The following is a 20,935-nucleotide window of genomic DNA, read 5'->3' as shown; positions in this document are numbered from 1 at the left end:
ACTATCGCTCAAAAGTTAATCGCCTGGCATTTCTTTTGGCTGAAAACCTTCCGTTCTCATAGGCCAAATGACCATTTACAAAGGTATGGGATATTCTGGAAGAAAAAATGGAACCTTCGAAAGGAGACCATCCGCATTTATATAAAATGTTATCCTTGGATACCGTCCATGGGCTGTCCAAATCAACCAGGACCAAATCAGCAAAATACCCTTCCCTGATGAATCCTCGCCGTTCTATCTGAAACAAGATAGCGGGGTTATGACACATTTTCTCAACTACCCTTTCCAAAGAAATACTACCTTGTTTATACTTTTCCAAAATAGCGGGCAAGGCATGTTGTACCAAGGGACCTCCCGAGGGAGCTTTGGTATATACGTTCTGTTTCTCCTTTAGGGTATGGGGCGCATGATCCGTAGCTATTACATCAATTCGGTCATCCAAAAGTGCTTCCCAAAGCTGCTTTCTATCCGTGGCGGTCTTTACGGCAGGGTTCCATTTGATCATGGTACCCTTGTCCTTATAGTCCGTGTCCGAAAACCAAAGGTGGTGGATACAGACCTCTGCAGTTATCTTTTTTTCCTTTAGGGGAATATCATTTCGAAACAATTGGGTTTCCTTACCTGTGGATAAATGGAACACATGTAGTCTGGCACCGGTTTTTTTGGCCAACGCAATGGCCTTCGACGAGGAAAGATAGCACGCCTCTTCACTACGTATTACAGGGTGGTAGTGTATCGGGATATCTTCTCCGTATTGTTCTTTGTACAAGGCCAAATTCTTTTGTATGGTCCCTTCATCCTCACAGTGCGCCGAAATTACCATTTCCGTGTTCCTAAAAATCTTTTCAATAACGGCCTCGTTATCCACCAACATATTTCCTGTGGAGGAGCCCAGGAACAATTTTATTCCGGAACAGGCATTTTTATCCAATCGCTTTATTTCTTCCAAATTGTCATTTGTCCCCCCAAAAGGAAAGGAATAATTGGCATAGGAAGTTTTGGCGCCCATGGCAAATTTTTCTTCCAATCGTTCTATGGTAACGGTCTGTGGATCTGTATTGGGCTGTTCCATAAAAGTGGTAATCCCCCCTGCTATGGCCGCCCTGCTTTCAGAAGCTATATCTCCCTTATGGGTGAGTCCAGGTTCCCTAAAATGTACCTGATCGTCAATAATTCCGGGTAAAAGATAGCGACCGTGGGCGTCTATGGTCTCTGCATTTACATCCGTTATATCCCGATCTATTTTAAGGATGCTATCATCATCGATCAACACATCGCTTTCGAATATTTTGTTTTCATTGACGACCTTAGCATTCTTGATTAATTGCCTGCTCATTTTAGAATCTGTTTTTTTGGAAAAGACTACGCATTTTCATCATAAACACTCCAAAAATAGCCTCTCCGATAATGGAAGAACTCATTTTTGATTTTCCTTTTTCACGATCTTTAAATATAATGGAAACTTCCTCTATTTTATATCCTTTAAGATACGCCCGAAATTTCATTTCTATCTGAAAGGCATATCCAATGAACCGTACGGAATCCAAATTCAGATTTTCCAATACATGGCGTTTATAGCATACAAACCCCGCCGTGGGATCATGAACGCGCATACCGGTTATCATCTTCACATAAAAAGAAGCCCCATATGATAGCAACACCCTATATAAGGGCCAGTTTACAACATTGACCCCTTTCTTATAACGGGAGCCTACCGCCACATCGGCACCATTTTTACAAGCTCGGAGCAGTCTTTTTAAATCGGTCGGGTTATGGGAGAAATCAGCATCCATTTCAAAAATGTAATCATACTTTCTTGCAATGGCCCATTTAAATCCATGGATATAGGCGGTTCCTAGGCCGGATTTTTCTTTTCTGACCTCCAGGAACAGCCTTTCAGGAAACTCCCCTTGCATCTTTTCTACAACGGATGATGTTCCATCTGGGGAATTATCGTCCACGATAAGTACATGAAAATCAGCATCCAACCCAAAGACAGCTCGGATTATGGCCTCAACGTTTTCCAATTCGTTGTAGGTTGGAATAATGACTAGGCTGTCCGGCATGGGTTGTTTGGATTTGCACAAAAATAGTGTTTTCGCGAGAGTGGAAAAATGACTCGACTCTAATTGTACTTTGTCCAAGGGTCAGGATGATGGGCAGAATTTGTAATTTTGACCCAAATCAAGCTTGTACATGCCGCTCAGACCACCTAAACTTTTTCTGTTATTTTTAGGAATTATTTTAGTACTCAACTTATTCCAGGCCCATTTAACGGAACTTATTTTTGATGAAGCCTATTACTGGCACTATGCCCAAAATATGGCCTGGGGATATTTTGACCACCCTCCTATGGTGGCTTTACTTGTGAAGATCGGTAGCTTTTTTTTTCAGGGCGAACTGGGAATTAGATTTATGAGCTGTCTATTATCCGTTGCGACGATTACAGTACTATGGCTGATGGTAGACCATGACGAGAAACGGAAATACATCCCCCATTTCTTTATATTGGTATTTTCCATGACCCTCATGAATGCATATGGGTTCTTCACCTTGCCCGATACGCCCTTATTGTTTTTTACGGCCCTGTTTTTATTGATCTATAAACGATTTATTCAAAAACCTTCCTATCTGTGGGGAGCTGTTTTGGGTGTGGTAATGGCCGCTTTGATGTATAGTAAATATCACGCTGTTTTGGTAATCCTTTTTGTTCTGTTGTCCAATCTAAGATTATTGACCAACAAATTTGCATGGTTCGCAGTAATGGTTGCCTTAATTTGTTATATCCCCCACTTTTTATGGTTATACGAAAATAATTTTGTCTCCATTCGGTATCATTTATTTGATAGACCCAATGGGGCCTACGATTTTGAAAAATATACCTTGGGATTCCTGATTAATTTGGTCGCTATTTTTGGGTTGACCTTCCCATGGATCTACAAGGCAGTTTTTAAGACAAGAGCATCCGATCTTTTTACCAGGGCATTGCTTTTTCTTACCTATGGAGTGCTGCTTTTCTTTTTCCTCTCCAGTTTTAACAGAAGGGTTCAGACGCAGTGGATCATTGTGGTTTCCATCCCAATGGCGGTTCTTGTTTTCCAGCAGATGTTAACGGATGCTACCATTCGAAAATGGATCTATAGAACTGGAATAGCCACCATTGTGGTTATACTATTCCTACGTATTGGCCTCATATACAAACCTTTTTTTCCTATATACTATGAAACCCATGGCAATAGGCAATGGGTAAGCGATTTAAAGGCGGAAATAGGCGATATTCCCGTAATCTTCGAAAACTCGTATCGTAATGCACCTATGTACGCCTTCTATTCCGGGAATCCCACATTTTCCCTAAACAACTATATGTATAGAAGAAATCAGTATTCCATAGATGATTCGGAGGAAAAAGTACAGGGCAAAAAAGTCCTTTATGTTTCCAAATACATGAAAAAGGGGGATCTTTCATTTACCAAGGTAGATGGGGCCCATTATAAAGCCAAGTATATCCCAAATTTTGAATCTTTCCGAAAATTGGAAGTTGTGGTCGAGAAAAAAGCTTGGGTTTTGGGCCAAGAGGAAGAACATATTTTTAAGGTTTACAATCCATATGATATGGACATTGACCTCAAAAAACTGAAGTTCAATATAGCTTACCTAAACGATTACAGACAGGTAAAGGATATTAAACCTTTACAGGCCAGCCCGGTACCGGAAAATATTTTATCGTTAAAACCCAATGATACCTTAAATTTTACGTTTAAGTTTCCAAAACCCAAAATTGAAGATCCCGGTTATTTTAGGATTGGTATTTCAGAAAACAATCTACCCCATGGACTCAACGGGAAAAACATTAAGCTGAAATAATGGAAGCCATTTTTAGAAATACATCCACCGTAGACTGGATTACCCTTCTGCTATTTGGGAGCCTTTTGTTCATTGTAGTGGCCAAAAGCCTATTTTACAGTAGATTTCTAAATTTCGTCATCCTACCCTTTAACAACAAATATGTCTTCATGTACAATAAGAAGGAAAAGTTGATGAGTTGGTTCCATGTTTTTTTTACGTTCTTTCAAATCATCAATTTTTCCCTGTTCATTTTCCTGACATCAAGGATAATACTATTACAGGGAGACGGTTCATATCCGTTTATGTATCCCATTATTCTGGGTGGATTGGTATTGTTCATACTGGTAAAGATTTTTTTGCAATTGGGCAACGGTATCATTTTTGGGGTCAATAAAGTAATTGGTGAACTCATTTTTAAGAAGTTATCCTACCTAAATCATAGCAGTATGGTTATGTTTCTGGCGAATGTGGTTCTTGTGTACGTAATCAAGGATTCCAAGGTTGTAGTTTATTTATCCATTTTCTTAATTCTTTTGATAAATGCAATCGGCTGGATTACAGTGTTGAAGAATCATCAAAAATTCATCACTGGCAATTTTTTCTATTTTATTTTGTACCTTTGCGCTCTCGAAATTGCGCCGTTCATCATCATTGGAAGTTATCTAAAAGACTAGGTTTATATGAAAGTAAAGACGATTTTGGTGTCCCAGCCGGAGCCGAAAATGGAAAACTCCCCGTATTCAAAACTTATTGACAAGGAAAAGGTAAAGGTAGATTTTAGGCCTTTTATTCATGTGGAAGGGGTTGATGCAAAGAGTGTTCGTCGTCAAAAAATAGACCTAAAAAATTACACGGCCATTATATTGACCAGCCGCAATGCGGTGGATCACTTTTTTAGGATAGCGGAAGAAATGCGATTTAAGGTTCCGGACACCATGAAGTACTTTTGTCAGTCCGAAGCCGTGGCCTATTACCTTCAAAAATATGTGGTATACCGTAAGCGTAAAATTTACGTAGGCAAGAGGGTTTTCAACGAACTCGTTCCCCTGTTCAAGAAATATAAGGAAGAAACATTTCTACTTCCCTCCTCGGACACACTTAAACAAGCCGTTCCGGAAGCTCTGGATAAGGTTGGTATCAATTGGACCCGAGGAATTTTCTATAAGACGGTAATCAGTGACCTGTCCGATCTTCGGGATGTTTATTACGATGTCCTGGTGTTCTTCAGCCCTTCAGGCATAGAGTCCCTTTTAAAGAATTTCCCTGATTTTGAACAAAACGATACGCGTATCGCGGTATTTGGAAATTCCACGGTAAAAGCGGCGACCGATGCCGGTCTTCGCATTGATATTAAGGCCCCGACCCCGGAAACACCTTCCATGACCATGGCCTTGCAGAAGTACATTACCGCAGTAAACAAAAAATAAAGGGCGTCATTTTTTAGAAAAATCCAAGGTTTACCGTTCACAGAGCCTTTTATATCATAAATATATGCGGCTTATTTTTAAATGGCATATTATGACCTGTCTAAAAGGCATATCGCTGTGGCCCTCCCCGTCGTATTTCCTCAGTAGCATGGGACTCGAATTTCTTGAAGTTTTCGCGGAATGCATTCGTCAATTTAAAAGCAGTCCTGTAATAGGCCTCATCATCGTTCCAAGTCGCACGAGGACTTAGAACACTGGTGGGGACTCCTGGACATTTTCTAGGTTGAGCCACACCGAACACGGAATGGATATGATAGGTGTCATAGGTATACAATCCCAAATCGCCGTTCAAAACGGCCTGGATCATGGCCCGGGTATATTTCAATTCCATTCGCTTCCCCACACCATAGGATCCCCCGGTCCATCCCGTATTCACTAACCAAACATTTACGCCGGCCTCGGTCATTTTCTTGCTTAACATTTCGGCATATTTTGCCGGATGCAAAGGCATAAAGGGAGCTCCAAAACAGGCGGAAAAAGAAGGAATGGGCTCTACCACCCCTGCTTCGGTTCCGGCTACCTTGGCCGTATATCCGGAAATAAAGTGATACGCCGCTTGGCTAGGAGTAAGTTTTGAAATAGGAGGGAGTACCCCAAAGGCATCCGCTGTCAAAAAAAAAATATTCTTGGGATTATGACCTATGGAGGGCCGTTGAACGTTGTCAATATGGTAAAGGGGATAGCTTACACGGGTGTTCTGTGTAATGGAAATGTCTGAAAAATCTACTTGCCCACTATCGTCCATAACCACATTTTCCAGAATTGCACCTTTTTTAATGGCCTTATAGATTTCCGGTTCATTTTCCTGGGAAAGGTCAATGACCTTGGCATAACATCCTCCCTCAAAATTGAACACCGCGTTTTCATTGTTCCAACCATGTTCATCGTCACCGATCAGTTTACGGGTGGCATCCGTGGACAAGGTGGTCTTGCCGGTTCCGGACAGCCCAAAGAAAATGGCCGTATCCCCTTTTTTTCCAACGTTGGCCGAACAATGCATAGGCAACGTGTTCTTGTATACCGGAAGTATGAAATTAAGCGCGGAAAAAATTCCCTTCTTGATTTCTCCCGTATAGCCCGTTCCTCCGATCAAGGCAATTTTTCGGGAAAAATTCAATAGGGCAAAGTTATGTTGCCGCGTACCATCTTCTTCCGCAACGGCCCTAAATCCCGGTGCATTGATTACCGTCCATTCCGGTTCAAAATTCTTCAATTCCTCCTCCGTAGGTCGGATGAACATATTGTATACAAACTGGTTGGACCAAGGATACTCGGTAATGACCCGAATATCCATTCGGTAGTTGGCATCGGCGCACGCATAACAATCGCGTACATAAAGTTCCTTATCGTTCAAATACGTGATAACCTTATCATAGAGTTTATCAAAGGCGGAAGGTTCAAAGGGCATGTTTATACCGCCCCACCAAACCTTGTCCGAAGTGATATTATCTTTCACGATGAACCGATCGTCGGGCGACCTTCCCGTAAATTCTCCAGTGTTTATGGCCAGAGCTCCGGATGAGGCCTCCCTCCCCATATTCTTTTCCAAGGTAATCCTATGAAGATGTAACGGATCCAATTGATATTTTATGTCACTTTGGGTAATGCCATAATCTTTTAGGGAAATAGATATTGGGTTATTTTTTGAAACCTCCATTCAAGCCAGTATTTTGTTGTTCAAAATCGTTTATTTTAGATTCTTTAAACTTTGATAACCCAAAAGAATCCAACCCAACACCAGTAGTGTTCCACCAAGAGGAGTCAGAAGAGCGATCGATTTAAAATCAAAACTTGTTATGCTGTTTATTGCGAGTAGATATATAGAAAAGGAAAATAGAATCACACCACTAAAAACACAGTAAAACACCCACTTTTTCCTTTGTTCCGGAATCTTGTTCACGTTCGCCAATATCAATAGAAAAAAAGCATGGTACATTTGATATTTTACCCCGGTTTCAAAAGTTTGGACCGCATTGATATCCACCAGCTTTTCCAGACCATGTGCCCCGAAGGCCCCTAGCAGTACTGCTAACAATCCGAAAACCGTTCCCGTCAAAAAAATTGTTCTGTTCATAACTTCCTCAATGGTCTTTTTTATAAATGTAACAAATTGATACCTTAGTGCTTCGTACTATTTGCAAAACTAACGATGTAAAACCTATGTTGCGAAAAATATTGATTGTCGGTGCGGGAAAATCCACTGCCTATCTTTTGGATTACCTTTTGGAAAAGGCAGCTTCCCAATGGTTGCACATTACCATTGGCGATTTAAACCCCGATAGTCTCTCCAAATCGGTAAAAGAACATCCTTCATGTACCATGCTACAGCTCGATATTTTTAGGGAAGATGATAGAAAAAGGGCCATTAAGGATTCCGATATCGTGGTTTCCATGCTGCCCGCCCGGATGCATGGTAATGTGGCCAAGGATTGTCTGGCCTTTGGAAAGCATTTGGTTACGGCATCTTACGTAAGTCCGGAGATTAGGGCATTGCATAAAAAAGTTAAGCAAAAAGGGTTAGTGTTTATGAACGAAATGGGCCTAGATCCCGGAATAGATCATATGAGTGCCATGCACGTCATAGATCGAATAAGGCGAGAGGGAGGAAAAATGTTGTTGTTCGAATCCTTTACAGGAGGATTGGTGGCCCCGGAGAGCGATACCAATCTTTGGAACTATAAGTTTACCTGGAATCCTAGAAACGTAGTATTGGCAGGACAAGGTGGAGCCGCAAAATTCCTGCAGGAAGGAACATACAAATACATCCCTTATCACAAACTTTTCAGAAGAACGGAATTCTTTGAAATTGAAGGATATGGTCGTTTTGAGGGCTATGCCAACAGGGATTCCCTGGACTATCGAAAAGCCTATGGGCTTGAGGATGTCTTGACCCTTTATAGGGGCACTATGCGAAGGATAGGGTTTTCCAAAGCTTGGAATCTGTTCGTTCAACTGGGCATGACTGACGATAGTTATACGATTGAAAACTCCAAAGGCATGTCCTATCGCGAATATGTCAATCTGTTTCTACCCTACTCCCCAACAGACTCGGTTGAGCTTAAATTACGACATTATTTAAAGATAGACCAGGACGATAGCATTTGGGGCAAATTATTGGAATTGGATATTTTTAGTGCAAAAAAGACCATCCCTTTGGAGAATGCGACTCCAGCTCAGGTACTGCAACGGATTCTTGAAGACAGTTGGACCCTGACCAAAGATGACAAGGATATGATCGTCATGTACCACAAGTTCGGTTATGAGCTATCAGGAAAAAAGCAGCAAATAGATGCCAATATGGTAGTTATTGGAGAAGACCATACCCATACTGCAATGGCCAAGACGGTAGGGCTTCCCGTTGCCATAGCTACCCTTTTGATATTGAATAAGGAAATTAAGACCCCTGGGGTACAGATTCCGATTACCAAGGAAGTATATGAACCCATTCTTTCCGAACTTAGCACACTGGGTGTGATTTTCAAGGAATTTAAGGTACCTTATTTGGGATATAACCCGGATTCCGTTGCTAGTTAAAACCTCTATTAGGATACTTATCTTCAGGGTCATTCAATTATGGCATTTTCTCTTTTCCATTTGATACAAAGGCTCATAAGAAGTTATTTAATTATATAGATTTCATAGTTTTGTCTCTAAATTGAAAGATATTCCATGAAATCCAGTAACGAAAAAGTAAAAATAGATGGTATCGACAAGAAAATTCTAAGATTTCTTATGCAAGATGCCCGTAAACCCATTTTGGAAATTGCCCGGAATATTGGCATCTCAGGTGCTGCCATACACCAACGTCTTCGAAAATTGGAGGCTTCAAGACTATTGGCAGGGTCTAAATTCATCATCAACCCTAAAGTCATGGGATACACCACCATGGCCTACATCGGGATATATTTGGATAAGGCAATGAGTAATCCGATAGCGGTAAAGCATTTGGAAAAGATTCCGGAGGTCTTGGAATGCCATTATACTACAGGGAATTGGTCCATTCTCATAAAAGTACTTTGTAGGGACAATGAACATCTGATGTATGTACTCAACAAGGAAATACAGCAAATTGAAGGTGTTTCCAGAACGGAAACCTTTATTTCCCTGGCCCAACAGATCGACAGGCAAATATCAATTTAATAGTTAAACTCGATAAGTACAATGGGCTCTTCCTCAGGAACACCCCCGGCGGCCAAATAGGCCTTTTGTGCCGCAATATTCGATTTTTCCGTAGCCACCCAAGCTTCCTTACAACCCAGTTCCCTTCCATATTCTACCAAAAACTTTGTCAACCTTCGGCCAATACCCTTCCCTTGGTATTCGTCCAGAACGGAAACTTCATTGACAAAAAGGTGGGGGTCTTTATCAGGATGGACATAGTGGAATCCCGAAGCCATTCCCACCACAGCATCTGCGTGATAGGCCAAGGCCAAATGATGCCTCTTATCCTCCATAAATTCAATGGTTCGGTTTGGTTTAATGGGATAATCGAACAACCGATCTCCAACACTTTGTAAAGCCGGCAAATCGTCAATCGTGGCCAGTCCTATAACTATACTTTCTTCCATAGTATTGGGCATAAAAAAACCTGTCAAGTGTTTTTAGCGAGACAGGTCTTATTTTAAACTATTTAATGGGAATTAATCCCTACCTCCAAAAACCTGCAATCCCCAGTAGACCAAGGTTGCCAACGAGCCAATCGCAGCTACCAAATACGTACGGGCCGCCCACTTTAGGGCATCCTCGGAACCTTTGTATTCTTGCTGGGTAACCATATTCTTTTGTCGTAACCATACCAGGGCCCTTTTACTCGCATCGTACTCCACGGGCAAGGTAACAAAGCTAAACAGCGTGGCCATGGCCATCATCACCAAACCGGCTACCGCAATATAGTAGCCCAGACCAACACCGGCAGCAGCTCCTAACATTAATCCGCCAAAAACTACCCACATGGACATTCCAGAAGTAACGCTCACTACGGGAACCAATTTGGAACGCATGGTCAACCACTCATAGGCCTGGGCATGCTGCACCGCATGACCGCATTCATGGGCGGCAACCGCTGCCGCGGCAGCGTTGCGTTGGCTATAGACCCCCTCGCTTAAATTAACCGTTTTGTTCCTTGGGTTATAGTGATCGGTAAGCATCCCTGCCGTAGAGATTACCTTTACATCCCGGATACCGTGGTCCGCCAACATTTTCTCGGCAATCTCGGCCCCACTCATGCCATTCTGTAAATGCACCTTGGAATAATGCCTGAATTTACTTTTAAGCTTTGCACTTACCAACCAGCTTACCAAAGCGATGGCCCCGATTAATATATAATATCCCATCATAACTTTTCAATTTTAAATATTCGTACTAAAGTTAAAAAAGATTCCCCTATCCATGGAGGTGACTTTTTCCTTTATCAAGCAAAAACCCCGCCAATGTCCCCAGAAAGAGTTTTGGGCACAGGTAGGATGACAAATACTGACAAAATGTACATTAAATTGATTACTTATCATATATTTTCCATAAAAACACCTTATGTGCCAGAACCGCTGGAATCCGTTTGCAAGCAATATGGATATATCATTGTGGCAGGTCCCATATATAAACCAGAGCACGGTACCCGGTACTATTATCAAATACATGGCTCGGGAAACATCCGTGGTAGATTTGTACCACCATACCATAGACCTAGCGCACAAAGGCCGACATGGCTCACATATAGTCTGTCTTCTGAAGCACGGGTCAAATAGATGTAATTAGGAATAAGGATTCCCCGGAAGGAAAACCCTTATTATCCTACGATATTTACAATCTTCCCAGGTACCACAATAACTTTTTTGGGCGTGCGGCCCTGTAATTGTTGTTGGGTCCTTTCATGGGCCATTACCGTTTTCTCAATCTCTTCCTTTGCCATATCCAAAGGAAGTTCCAAGGTAAAACGCATTTTTCCATTAAAGGAAATAGGATATTCCTTGCTGCTTTCGGTTATATAATCCGCTTCGAATTTTGGAAAGGAAGCATAGGAAATGGTTTCGGTATGGCCAAGTCCCTGCCACAATTCCTCCGCGATATGCGGGGCATAGGGCGATACCAAAATGGCAAGAGGCTCCAGGATTTCCCGACTGTTACATTTTTGGGCCGAAAGCTCATTGACACAGATCATGAAGGTAGAGACTGAAGTATTGAAACTAAAGTTCTCAATATCCTCTTCCACTTTTTTGATAGTCTTGTGCAAGGTCTTTAGATTCTCCTTGGAAGGTTCGTTATTCGAAACCGAAAATGTATCGTCCGCACCGGAATGGTACAACCGCCACATTTTTTTTAGAAAGGAATGCACCCCGGTAATCCCCGCCGTGTTCCATGGTTTGGATTGTTCCAAGGGGCCTAGGAACATTTCATATAGGCGAAGACTGTCCGCTCCGTATTCCTCACAAATCTCATCCGGGTTGACCACATTGTACTTGGATTTGGACATCTTTTCTACTTCACGCCCCACGATATATTTATCCTCTTCCAAAATAAATTCCGAATCCTTATACTCCGGTTGCCATTTTTTAAACGCCTCGATATCCAATTCATCTGATGAATCGACCAGAGAGACGTCAGCATGTATAGGGGTAACTTTTTTTTCTTGTATCAATCCTTTGGAAATAACGTTGCCCGTACCTTCCTCCCTAAAGATGAAAGCACTGGTTCCAGTAATCATTCCCTGGTTTATTAGTTTTTTGGCATATTCGTCCACGGGCACCAAACCCTTGTCAAACATAAACTTCTGCCAGAAACGAGAGTAGAGCAAATGTCCCGTGGCATGCTCGCTACCCCCAATATAGAGATCCACATCCTGCCAATAGTTGACAGCTTCCTGAGAAAAAATCGCATCGTCATTATGCGGATCCATATATCGGTTAAAGTACTGGGAGCTCCCCGCCCATCCCGGCATGGTATTCAGCTCCAATGGGAATATGGTTTTGTAATCGATCAAATCATTCCCCACCACTGTATTGGTTTCCATATTCCAGGCCCAGTGGGTAGCATTGCCCAATGGGGGCTCCCCGGTCTCCGTGGGGAGGTATTTTTCTACTTCGGGCAATTCCAGGGGAAGATATTTTTCATCCAGTATTTGCGGCATCCCATTCGCATCATAATAGACCGGAAAAGGTTCCCCCCAATACCGCTGGCGGCTAAAAACGGCATCTCGCAAACGATAATTGATTTTGCCTTTTCCCGCTCCGATTTTTTCAAGTTCCGTAATAATTTTCTTTGTAGCCTCCTTGTAACTTAACCCATTAAGAAAATCGGAATTGGCAATGATGGTCTTTTCCTTGTTGGCGAAGGCCTCCTCCGAGATATCCACACCTTCAAAAATATTAGGAATGGGAATACCAAAATGTTTTGCAAAATCATAATCGCGTTGATCTCCACAAGGAACGGACATCACGGCCCCGGTCCCATAACAGGCCAGTACATAGTCCCCGATCCAAACGGGAATGGGTTCCTTGGTAAAGGGATGCTCGGCAAAGGCTCCTGTAAAAGCTCCGGTTATGGATTTAACATCCGCCATTCGATCGCGTTCGGAGCGTTTGGCCGTAGCTCTCACATAAGCCTCCACTTCAGCTTTTTGTTCGGGAGTGGTTATTTTGGATACCAATTCATGCTCCGGCGCCAAGGTCATAAAAGTAGCTCCAAATATGGTATCGGGTCTCGTGGTAAAAACTTCAATGAAGGTTTCAGATTCCAAGCTACGGGAGTTGTCCAACATTGAACCTTGAACCTTGAATCTTACACTTGCCCCTTCTGATCGACCAATCCAATTGGTTTGTGAATCCTTAAGGGGTTGAGGCCAATCAATTTTCTCAAGTCCATCCAACAACCGCTGGGCATAGGCCGTGATACGCATACTCCATTGGGTCATCTTCTTTCGGATAACGGGATGTCCCCCGCGTTCCGAAACCCCATTGACCACCTCGTCATTGGCCAAGACGGTTCCCAAAGCCGGACACCAATTAACCTCCGTATCCGCCAAGTAGGTCAATCTGTATTTAAGTAATATCTCCTGCTTTTCCTTAGATGAAAAAGCGGCCCAGTCCTTTGCCGAAAATTGGGGCGTATCCTCATCACAGGACGCTTTTACATTTGCGTTTCCTTCCCCTTCAAACAATCGTATCAAATCCGTGATATCTTCGGCTTTGTCCGAATCGATATTGTACCACGAGTTGAACAGCTGTATGAAAATCCATTGTGTCCACTTGTAGTATTGGGGGTCTGATGTACGGACCTCCCGGCTCCAATCAAAGGAGAAGCCCAACTTATCCAATTGCTCCCTATACCTCTTGATATTGGCCCCCGTGGTTATGGCCGGATGCTGCCCGGTCTGAATGGCGTACTGCTCAGCGGGCAATCCAAATGAGTCATATCCCATGGGATGCAGTACGTTAAACCCTTTATGACGTTTATACCGTGCATATATATCACTGGCTATATAACCCAAGGGGTGGCCAACATGCAATCCCGATCCGGAGGGATACGGGAACATATCCAAAACATAGAATTTTTCTTTTTCGGAATCGTTGCTGGCCCTAAAAGTCCCATGCTTTGCCCAATATTCCTGCCACTTGGCCTCAATTTCCTTGAAATTATATTTCATTGAGAGGTTTTTAAAAGAAAATGATCATAATCTCATTGATGTGTACAGCAATGAAAGTATGATCTTTAAGTTTAGTTTAGGGCAAAAATAAGTTTATTGGACTTACTTTCCTATTTTTACACCATTGATAAATAGCTATGGGCAAATCCTTTGAGCAGTACCAAAGACGTAAGTTGATATCCTCATACTTTTCCGTAGTCTTGAGTATAGGTTTGGTATTATTTCTATTGGGGGTTCTGGGACTGCTAGTTCTCAACACCAATAAATTGGCCAATCATTTTAAGGAACAGATTACCTTATCCGTGTTTTTAAAAGACAATGCCAAGGAAGTAGAAATAGATCAATTACAAAAGAGTTTGGCCATGGCAGAATACACCAAGTCCGCTACCTATGTTACCAAGGAAGAGGCCGCGGAAATGCACAGTGAGGAAATCGGGGAAAACTTCTTGGACTTTTTAGGCTATAACCCGCTCAAAAACTCCATTGATGTAAATCTTAATGCAGACTTTGTTTCACCCCTTCAAATTGAAGAAATTGCGGCAGAACTTACCAAGAAAAGTTATGTGGACGAAGTGAGTTACGACGAGCCCTTGGTTGGACTCTTAAGCGAAAACGTAAAAAAGGTCAGTTTCTGGATTTTAACGGCCAGTGCCATTTTTACCTTTATTGCCGTTTTGCTCATCAATAGCTCCATACGGTTATCCATTTACTCCAAACGATTTATCATCAAGACAATGCAAATGGTGGGGGCTACCAAAACCTTTATTCGGAGGCCTTTCATATGGACCAATATAAAATTAGGGATGCTTGGTGCGCTATTGGCCCTGCTGGTTTTGGGCGTAGCTTTGTTCTACTTGGACGGAAACTTTCCGGAACTAGGGCTATTTAGGGATACTTCCATGTTGGTAGGCCTCTTTGGCAGTGTTTTTATCCTAGGAGTGTTTATTTCGTTCATCAGCACGTATTTTGCGACACAACGTTTTCTAAATCTTAAAACGGACGAATTATATTATTAAATTTGCGTATGGGTAAAAAACAGAAGGGCAAAGTAGGACAGCCGCCAAAGCCGGAATTTATATTTCAGCGAAAAAACTACCTGTTCATGTTCATAGGGATAGCTTTCATAGCACTGGGCTTTATTTTGATGAGTGGAGGAGGGAGTGATGACCCCAATGTTTTTAATGAGGATATCTACAATTTTAGGCGAATACGTTTGGCTCCTACCCTTGTACTTATTGGACTCGGGATAGAAGTATATGCCATATTGTTGAATCCGCATAAGAGGCGTAACTAATTTTGGATACACTTGATGCCATAATCCTAGGCATTATCCAAGGATTGACGGAATTTCTGCCGGTGTCCTCCAGTGGGCACTTGGAATTGGGCAAAGCCATATTAGGAGATAATTCCATTCCCGAAGAAAGTCTTCTATTTACTGTAGTGCTTCATTTTGCCACTGCGTTGAGCACCATTGTAGTCTTTAGAAAGGATGTCTGGGAAATTTTGGTCGGTCTTTTTAAGTTTAGGTGGAACGAGGAAACCCAATTCTCGCTTAAAATAATTGTCTCCATGCTTCCCGCCACGTTTGTCGGTCTCTTTTTTGAGGAAAAATTGGAGGCCTTTTTCGGAGGCGATATTCAATTTGTCGGCTTCATGCTGTTGATTACCGCTGTACTACTCTATTTTGCGGACAAGGCCAAGGACACGGACAAAAAGGTAAACTACCCTAAAGCTTTTATCGTCGGTATCTCCCAAGCGATTGCCATGCTACCGGGAATTTCACGAAGTGGTGCTACCATTGCTACTTCGGTACTTCTCGGTGTGGACAAAACCAAAGCCGCCCGATTTTCCTTCTTAATGGTGGTGCCGCTTATTTTGGGCAAAATGGCCAAGGATGTCATGAGCGGTGAGCTCAATTTCCAAAGCGAAAATGTAATGGCCATGAGTACTGGCTTTGTTGCCGCCTTCATTGCCGGTTTGGCCGCTTGTACCTGGATGATCCAGTTGGTAAGGAACAGCAAGCTCACTTATTTCGCAATCTATTGCCTCATTGTTGGACTTTTGGCAATTGGGTACAGTTTTTGGGGTTAAATGCACAAAATCCGTTTATTGTAAAGACGGCAAATTAATCTTGAAATGGATACCCTTACCAAGGAAGATTTTTTAAACGGACAACTCCTTTTAATTGATAAACCCTCTGGATGGTCTTCTTTCCAAGCGGTGAACAAAATCAAATGGGCCCTACGGAAAAAATTCCATCTCAAGAAGATAAAAGTAGGGCATGCCGGCACTTTGGATCCCTTGGCGACAGGGCTCTTATTGCTTTGTACTGGAAAGTTTACCAAGAAAATTGAAGAATTACAGGGTCAAAAAAAAGAATATACCGGAACGATAACGCTCGGGGCGACCACCCCGTCCTATGACCTGGAAACTGAAATCGATACCATTTTTTCTATCGATCATATAACCTGGGAGGCCATCCTTTTGGCCGCGGATAAATTTATCGGTGAAATTGAACAACGACCACCCGTCTTTTCCGCCTTAAAAAAAGATGGAAAACGGTTATATGAATATGCACGGGAAGGCAGGGAAATAAAAATAAAAAAGAGAAAAGTCGTCATCTCCGAATTTGAGATCAAAGCCATGGAATTGCCTACATTGGAGTTTCGAGTGGTCTGCAGCAAGGGCACGTACATTCGCTCCTTGGCCTATGATTTTGGTAAGGCACTGGATTCCGGCGCATATTTGTCCGGTCTAAGAAGAACCAAAATAGGGGGTTATAACGTAAATAAAGCCGTTGATCCCGTTGTTTTTAGCGAAAAACTTCTTGGAAAGCACAGCGCGCATTAGTATTTTTTGTAAGGATTGGCATTTCCGTTCAACGAAGATTTAAAATATTTTGATGAAATATCGGTTATAGCGTTATGGATCTAAACCGTCAGCAGTTATCTTTTCTAATCACATTTTTCACCATGGGTATCATAGTGTTAGGGCTATACAATATCCATTTGGGTCAACGACAGGCGGAAGAATATGTAGTAGAGATGGTATTGGACCAAAAAGTCTTGGAAGAGCTGATCAAGGAAGAAGAAAAAAAATTGGAGGAACTACAGGAAGCCGACCCCATTAAAAGTCATATGGCCTTTAATGAAAATGAAAAACCCAGTTATGGGAATCCAGAGCCTCTTAAAACCCTGGAGGAGCTTATGGAGGAGCAGAAAGCCGCTACGGACAGTGAGGACCCTTCAGATTTATTGGCGGATTCCGATTATGCGGAACGGGTAAAGGAATTGGCGAAGAAACGGGAGGAGCAAAAACAGCTTCTGGGAGAGAAAGAAGCCCAAAAAAAGGAGTTTACCAACAATCTGGCGAAACGAAGAACTTCGGTTTCTTTTTCCTTGGTAGGGCGTTCCAACTATAAGCTTCCACCACCTATTTACACCTGCATAGAAGGCGGAAAAGTAGTCATCAATATAAAGGTAGATGGGCTGGGTAACGTTGTTGAAGCCCACTTTAATGGAAAAAGTTCAGGCACTTCCAATGGGTGTTTGGTAGATAATGCAATCACCTATGCGTTGAAGGCCAAGTTCAATTCTTCCTCAAAAGCACTTCAAAAAGGTACGATTACCTATTTATTTCAAGGGAAGACTCGCTAAGATATCCCTTAAAGTAGTAATCCCTTTGTCCTTATTGTACCATACCTGAAGATCCTGCTTAAACTCCGAGGTAAGTGCTCCAAATGACTCCTTGAATTCCTGTACCATTTCGGTCGCGGTGCTTGGCCTCGGTCCCCAATCACCCAATACTTCCCCTGTAACTTCATCAATAATGATGAGTTTGGGAATGGATAAGGTTCCCTGAGTCAAAAAATGGCCCATTAGCTCAAGATTCTCATCGCGTAATAGGATTTTTAGCGAAATATTGACATTTAAATCCGCTATCTTGTTCATCACGGGCAAGGTAGGAGCGGCATCGCCACACCAGCTTTCGGTGAGTACGAGAAAAGTAATTTTTTTCTCGATTGCAGAGATTAATGCTGTGCTTTCCGCATCTATCTTCAGGGTCTTATCAAAACGCCTCATGCGTTTATCATTGAGTAGGGTATAATTGGCCAGAGCTTCGGTCTGTTTTGGGCCTGTAGATTTCCCTTCGGCCGCCAATTCACTTACCTTGGCCCGATATTCTTTATACGATAGGGTTCGGGGTAAACTTTCCTGAATTAATTCTTGAACGGTTCTGTACATTGTTGTTTCCATAATTGCATTGTCCTAGTCAACAAAAATATCGGTCACTTTGTTTTGATACGGTAACCTGGGTTACATTGGTAGATAAAAACAAACAATACTTACAAACCATAAATTCCTCACTTTTTTAAAGCATGGCCAAAGCTAAAGATCCCCTGAATATTCAGGGGACCTCTACGCCTTGCAACTTTCTCCTTCATAGTTCTATGGTAGAAGAATCCCTGGTCTCGAATCCAAGATTACCTCTTCTTCATTCTCCAAATAAATAATGTCGTTCAATTCCAAAATCATTCCGTGATATGGGTTAAAATTCTCAGGTAAATAGAAATACGAATCAAAATCCAGTTCAACGGTTTCCTCGTCTTCCATATAGGCAATGGTATTTACATCCAGATCGCAATCAACGACAAGGGTGTCATCCATTTGCCCATTTATTCCTCCTGCCCATAGCAAACAAGCCGCTAAGGCCAATGAAATCTTTTTATAATTGTTTCTGATCATGGTCAATTGTATTAAATATAGGGTTGTTAAATTATTTTCCAGTATGCCCAAAGTGGTCTATCCAAGAAGTTCCTTGGCCTTTATACTTTTTGAAATATCGGCGAAGAGTTTTGTAACGGTTTCTGAAAAGGCCTTCCCGTCGGATCTGGACAATGCCGCGATGGTACTACCGTCTTTCATCTTTAAAATACTTACTACCTGGACTTCGGTACCTTGGAATTTTAAAAGCTTCTTTAGATCCGATAATTTGTGCCTATCAAAGTATAAGGAAGCATAAATAAACTCATAATACAGGTTTGAAGGCCTACCGACCCTAAATAACATTCCAGGTCTGATCGGAATCTCTTCCGTGTTGGCCTTTGTTCTATGTTCATTCCTTTCGTCAAACTTGGGAAAGGGCAGTATTACTTCTTTTTTCATTCCTCCAGCTTTTAAAATATTCGGCCGGTTACCGGATATTTTTATTACACTATTGATAATACAAAGATAATAACTGGTCGAATGTTTTAAAAGTAATACTTAGTTAAACACAAGTTAAACATTCGCAATTCAATAGTAATACTATTGATATTGGCTCTGATGAACAGTGCGGGTGTAACTAGGTAGCGTAAAGGTGTTCCATATTCATCCTACTTTGGTATAGGGATGCAAACGTATTCCGACCAAGGAGGCTTTGAAATAAAGAACCTTCCTTGTACTACACTTTTACACAATTACCCGGGTAAGCAATTTCCGATTTTCTGCATTAATTTTGAATCTATATTTTGCCCTTCAAAATCCCAAAAAAGCCTTTTCCCTTTTTTGTTTGCGATTAGAGGTTTTCCGGATTTAAGGCAAGACTGTTGAATAGTTTGGCCTTGGCCGTAAAGTATTTGTTTTGTACTTCGTTCTGTTTTAATTCGGCGTCGATCAGACTGCTTTCACGTGAGTTGATAAGAAACAAAGAGCTTTCCCCAAAACTAAACTTACGCTCCTCGGCGGTCAATAACGTTTGATAATCATCTACGATATCGTCTATCAATACGTTCTGGGAATCAAAGGATTCCAATTCCCGATAAATACCCAATATTTTGTTCTGGATCTGTACCTCCGCATTATCCCTCTCAAATTGGGCGTCCTGCAACTTGAACTTCGCCAATTTCAAATCCCCACGTTCCTTTCTTAAAAATAATGGAAGTCTAAAGGTAACACCCCCTTTAAATTCCTCTGGCTCAAAGGAATTAATAAGTTCCGGGGTTTCGGTCAAAAAGTTATATTCCAAATCGATTTGAGGTAACAGTCTATTGGTTTTCAGCCGTTTATCCACTATTAAACCATCGATCTTAAAATCCAAAGATCTTAATTTGGGATGGTTCTCCAAGGTAAAACTATCCAGAGGTCTGCCCAAAATCTCCAGGGTTGCATCAATATCCTCCTCAACATAGACATCAGGGATTACATTGGGCTGTATCTCAACAGGAATATTATCGCTCAACCATAAAAAATTGGAAAGATCCAAGGCCGCTTTTATCATTCTTACCTTGGCCTGTTCAAGACTTAAGGCCCTATTTTGTACGGCAATCCTTGCCTCTACGGTATCTATTGATGCGATGTCTCCCGCCAAGGCACTTTTTCTAATACCTTCAAAGCGTATTTGGGCATTGGTCAAAAAATTTCTGAAGATCTGCGTATCCTTGTAGGCCTGCAACCAATCAAAATAGGCCAAGGAAGCTTCAAACAAAATCTGGTTTACCAAAAGATCCCGATCTACCCTGGTCTGCTCCCTAAAGAATTTGGCTTGCTTAAGGGTGGCCATGCGATCATTTATCCAAGAACCTCTTCCCAAGGAAACGGACACTCCGGCGCTATAAAGTCCGTCGGTCGGTACGGACAAGGAGGGATCTAGAAACTCACCCTCATTCTGTTCAAAATTTCCCTTCAGTTCTATACCGTACCAGGTAGGAATCTTGAACGTTGCATTAAGTTCATCGTAGTACTCGATTCCCTTAAACTCCTTTCGATCATAATCCACTTCAATTTTTGGATCAAAACCACCACGGGCCTTCATAAGGTTGGCCTGTCCAATTCCGATGTTCAGCTCGGCCTGTTTGGCCACTGGATGATATTTCTTGACATAACCAAGGTATTCCCTAAAATTAAGCACCAAGGTATCTGCATCCTGGCCATGTAGAGCCGATGTCATGCAAATGACGATAAGAAAAATAATATGCCTTTTCATA

The 20,935-nt window shown here is 42.0% G+C and carries 22 protein-coding genes; 10 read left to right on the top strand and 12 right to left on the bottom strand.

All coding sequences use genetic code 11. The features are described 5' to 3' along the window. Position 1: 1 nt before the first annotated feature. Positions 2 to 1,336, bottom strand: a complete 1,335-nt coding sequence (locus tag ACO06Y_RS07630; RefSeq protein ID WP_422083242.1) for a dihydroorotase — start codon at positions 1,334 to 1,336, stop codon at positions 2 to 4. A gap of 1 nt (position 1,337) precedes the next feature. After that, positions 1,338 to 2,066, bottom strand: coding sequence for a polyprenol monophosphomannose synthase (locus ACO06Y_RS07625; protein WP_422083240.1), 729 nt, complete (start codon positions 2,064 to 2,066; stop codon positions 1,338 to 1,340). A 130-nt stretch (positions 2,067 to 2,196) separates the two neighbouring features. Between ACO06Y_RS07625 and ACO06Y_RS07620 the strand changes: the two genes are divergently transcribed. From ACO06Y_RS07620 to ACO06Y_RS07610, 3 genes are read left to right on the top strand one after another with little or no spacing between them, the layout of a single operon-like run. Then, entirely contained in the window at positions 2,197 to 3,864 is a 1,668-nt protein-coding gene (locus tag ACO06Y_RS07620) for an ArnT family glycosyltransferase (protein ID WP_422083239.1), read from the top strand. Beyond that, positions 3,864 to 4,520, top strand: coding sequence for a DUF4271 domain-containing protein (locus ACO06Y_RS07615; RefSeq protein WP_422083238.1), 657 nt, complete (start codon positions 3,864 to 3,866; stop codon positions 4,518 to 4,520). Before ACO06Y_RS07620 ends, ACO06Y_RS07615 begins: the two co-directional genes overlap by 1 nt. Positions 4,521 to 4,526: 6 nt before the next feature. Further along, the gene (locus tag ACO06Y_RS07610) at positions 4,527 to 5,273 is read left to right on the top strand and encodes a uroporphyrinogen-III synthase (RefSeq protein WP_422083237.1); all 747 of its coding nucleotides are present in this window, start codon (positions 4,527 to 4,529) and stop codon (positions 5,271 to 5,273) included. 100 nt (positions 5,274 to 5,373) lie between these two features. On the opposite strand, the gene pckA is transcribed toward ACO06Y_RS07610, so the two are convergent. Together pckA and ACO06Y_RS07600 are read right to left on the bottom strand one after the other, a co-directional pair. Beyond that, positions 5,374 to 6,990 (bottom strand): phosphoenolpyruvate carboxykinase (ATP), encoded by a 1,617-nt coding sequence (gene pckA / locus ACO06Y_RS07605; RefSeq protein WP_422083236.1) that lies wholly within the window; start codon positions 6,988 to 6,990, stop codon positions 5,374 to 5,376. Between the two features lie 30 nt (positions 6,991 to 7,020). Next, positions 7,021 to 7,407 (bottom strand): DUF423 domain-containing protein, encoded by a 387-nt coding sequence (locus tag ACO06Y_RS07600; protein WP_422083235.1) that lies wholly within the window; start codon positions 7,405 to 7,407, stop codon positions 7,021 to 7,023. Positions 7,408 to 7,493: 86 nt separating this feature from the next. Between ACO06Y_RS07600 and ACO06Y_RS07595 the strand changes: the two genes are divergently transcribed. Then, on the top strand, positions 7,494 to 8,867 hold the full coding sequence (locus ACO06Y_RS07595; RefSeq protein ID WP_422083234.1) for a saccharopine dehydrogenase family protein: 1,374 nt from the start codon (positions 7,494 to 7,496) through the stop codon (positions 8,865 to 8,867). Between the two features lie 135 nt (positions 8,868 to 9,002). Continuing rightward, the gene (locus ACO06Y_RS07590) at positions 9,003 to 9,473 is read left to right on the top strand and encodes an Lrp/AsnC ligand binding domain-containing protein (RefSeq protein WP_422083233.1); all 471 of its coding nucleotides are present in this window, start codon (positions 9,003 to 9,005) and stop codon (positions 9,471 to 9,473) included. Here the strand turns inward: ACO06Y_RS07590 and ACO06Y_RS07585 are convergent. From ACO06Y_RS07585 to leuS, 4 genes are all read right to left on the bottom strand, one after another. Next, positions 9,470 to 9,901, bottom strand: coding sequence for a GNAT family N-acetyltransferase (locus ACO06Y_RS07585; RefSeq protein WP_422083232.1), 432 nt, complete (start codon positions 9,899 to 9,901; stop codon positions 9,470 to 9,472). The two genes, ACO06Y_RS07590 and ACO06Y_RS07585, sit on opposite strands and share 4 nt — an antisense overlap. Positions 9,902 to 9,973: 72 nt before the next feature. Beyond that, a complete protein-coding gene (locus tag ACO06Y_RS07580; protein WP_422083231.1) occupies positions 9,974 to 10,669 on the bottom strand; it encodes a zinc metallopeptidase in 696 nt (231 codons plus the stop codon). 12 nt (positions 10,670 to 10,681) lie between these two features. After that, on the bottom strand, positions 10,682 to 11,026 hold the full coding sequence (locus ACO06Y_RS07575; protein ID WP_422083230.1) for a SemiSWEET family transporter: 345 nt from the start codon (positions 11,024 to 11,026) through the stop codon (positions 10,682 to 10,684). Positions 11,027 to 11,118: 92 nt separating this feature from the next. After that, positions 11,119 to 13,971: a leucine--tRNA ligase gene (gene leuS, locus ACO06Y_RS07570; RefSeq protein ID WP_422083229.1), complete on the bottom strand. Its 2,853-nt coding sequence runs from the start codon at positions 13,969 to 13,971 to the stop codon at positions 11,119 to 11,121. 137 nt (positions 13,972 to 14,108) lie between these two features. Between leuS and ACO06Y_RS07565 the strand changes: the two genes are divergently transcribed. From ACO06Y_RS07565 to ACO06Y_RS07545, 5 genes are all read left to right on the top strand, one after another. Then, positions 14,109 to 14,987 carry a cell division protein FtsX gene (locus ACO06Y_RS07565; protein WP_422083228.1) on the top strand — a complete coding sequence of 293 codons (879 nt, stop codon included), beginning with the start codon at positions 14,109 to 14,111 and terminating at the stop codon, positions 14,985 to 14,987. 8 nt (positions 14,988 to 14,995) lie between these two features. Beyond that, positions 14,996 to 15,265 (top strand): DUF3098 domain-containing protein, encoded by a 270-nt coding sequence (locus ACO06Y_RS07560; protein ID WP_422083227.1) that lies wholly within the window; start codon positions 14,996 to 14,998, stop codon positions 15,263 to 15,265. Between the two features lie 2 nt (positions 15,266 to 15,267). After that, complete coding sequence (locus tag ACO06Y_RS07555) at positions 15,268 to 16,062, top strand: undecaprenyl-diphosphate phosphatase (RefSeq protein WP_422083226.1); 795 nt, start codon at positions 15,268 to 15,270, stop codon at positions 16,060 to 16,062. A 45-nt stretch (positions 16,063 to 16,107) separates the two neighbouring features. Beyond that, positions 16,108 to 16,821, top strand: coding sequence for a tRNA pseudouridine(55) synthase TruB (truB, locus tag ACO06Y_RS07550; protein WP_422083225.1), 714 nt, complete (start codon positions 16,108 to 16,110; stop codon positions 16,819 to 16,821). Between the two features lie 122 nt (positions 16,822 to 16,943). Beyond that, positions 16,944 to 17,627 carry a hypothetical protein gene (locus ACO06Y_RS07545; RefSeq protein WP_422083224.1) on the top strand — a complete coding sequence of 228 codons (684 nt, stop codon included), beginning with the start codon at positions 16,944 to 16,946 and terminating at the stop codon, positions 17,625 to 17,627. Here the strand turns inward: ACO06Y_RS07545 and ACO06Y_RS07540 are convergent. From ACO06Y_RS07540 to ACO06Y_RS07525, 4 genes are all read right to left on the bottom strand, one after another. Further along, positions 17,604 to 18,227 carry a thioredoxin family protein gene (locus ACO06Y_RS07540; RefSeq protein WP_422083223.1) on the bottom strand — a complete coding sequence of 208 codons (624 nt, stop codon included), beginning with the start codon at positions 18,225 to 18,227 and terminating at the stop codon, positions 17,604 to 17,606. The two genes, ACO06Y_RS07545 and ACO06Y_RS07540, sit on opposite strands and share 24 nt — an antisense overlap. Positions 18,228 to 18,419: 192 nt before the next feature. Continuing rightward, positions 18,420 to 18,716, bottom strand: a complete 297-nt coding sequence (locus ACO06Y_RS07535) for a hypothetical protein (protein ID WP_422083222.1) — start codon at positions 18,714 to 18,716, stop codon at positions 18,420 to 18,422. A 57-nt stretch (positions 18,717 to 18,773) separates the two neighbouring features. Next, the gene (locus tag ACO06Y_RS07530; RefSeq protein WP_422083221.1) at positions 18,774 to 19,136 is read right to left on the bottom strand and encodes a hypothetical protein; all 363 of its coding nucleotides are present in this window, start codon (positions 19,134 to 19,136) and stop codon (positions 18,774 to 18,776) included. A 391-nt stretch (positions 19,137 to 19,527) separates the two neighbouring features. Continuing rightward, positions 19,528 to 20,934 carry a TolC family protein gene (locus tag ACO06Y_RS07525; RefSeq protein WP_422083220.1) on the bottom strand — a complete coding sequence of 469 codons (1,407 nt, stop codon included), beginning with the start codon at positions 20,932 to 20,934 and terminating at the stop codon, positions 19,528 to 19,530. Between the last annotated feature and the right edge of the window lies 1 nt (position 20,935).

It is taken from the genome of Ulvibacterium sp. (assembly GCF_965228935.1).
In the GTDB taxonomy this organism is placed as follows: domain Bacteria; phylum Bacteroidota; class Bacteroidia; order Flavobacteriales; family Flavobacteriaceae; genus Ulvibacterium.
This window is presented reverse-complemented; position numbering and strand designations above follow the sequence as displayed.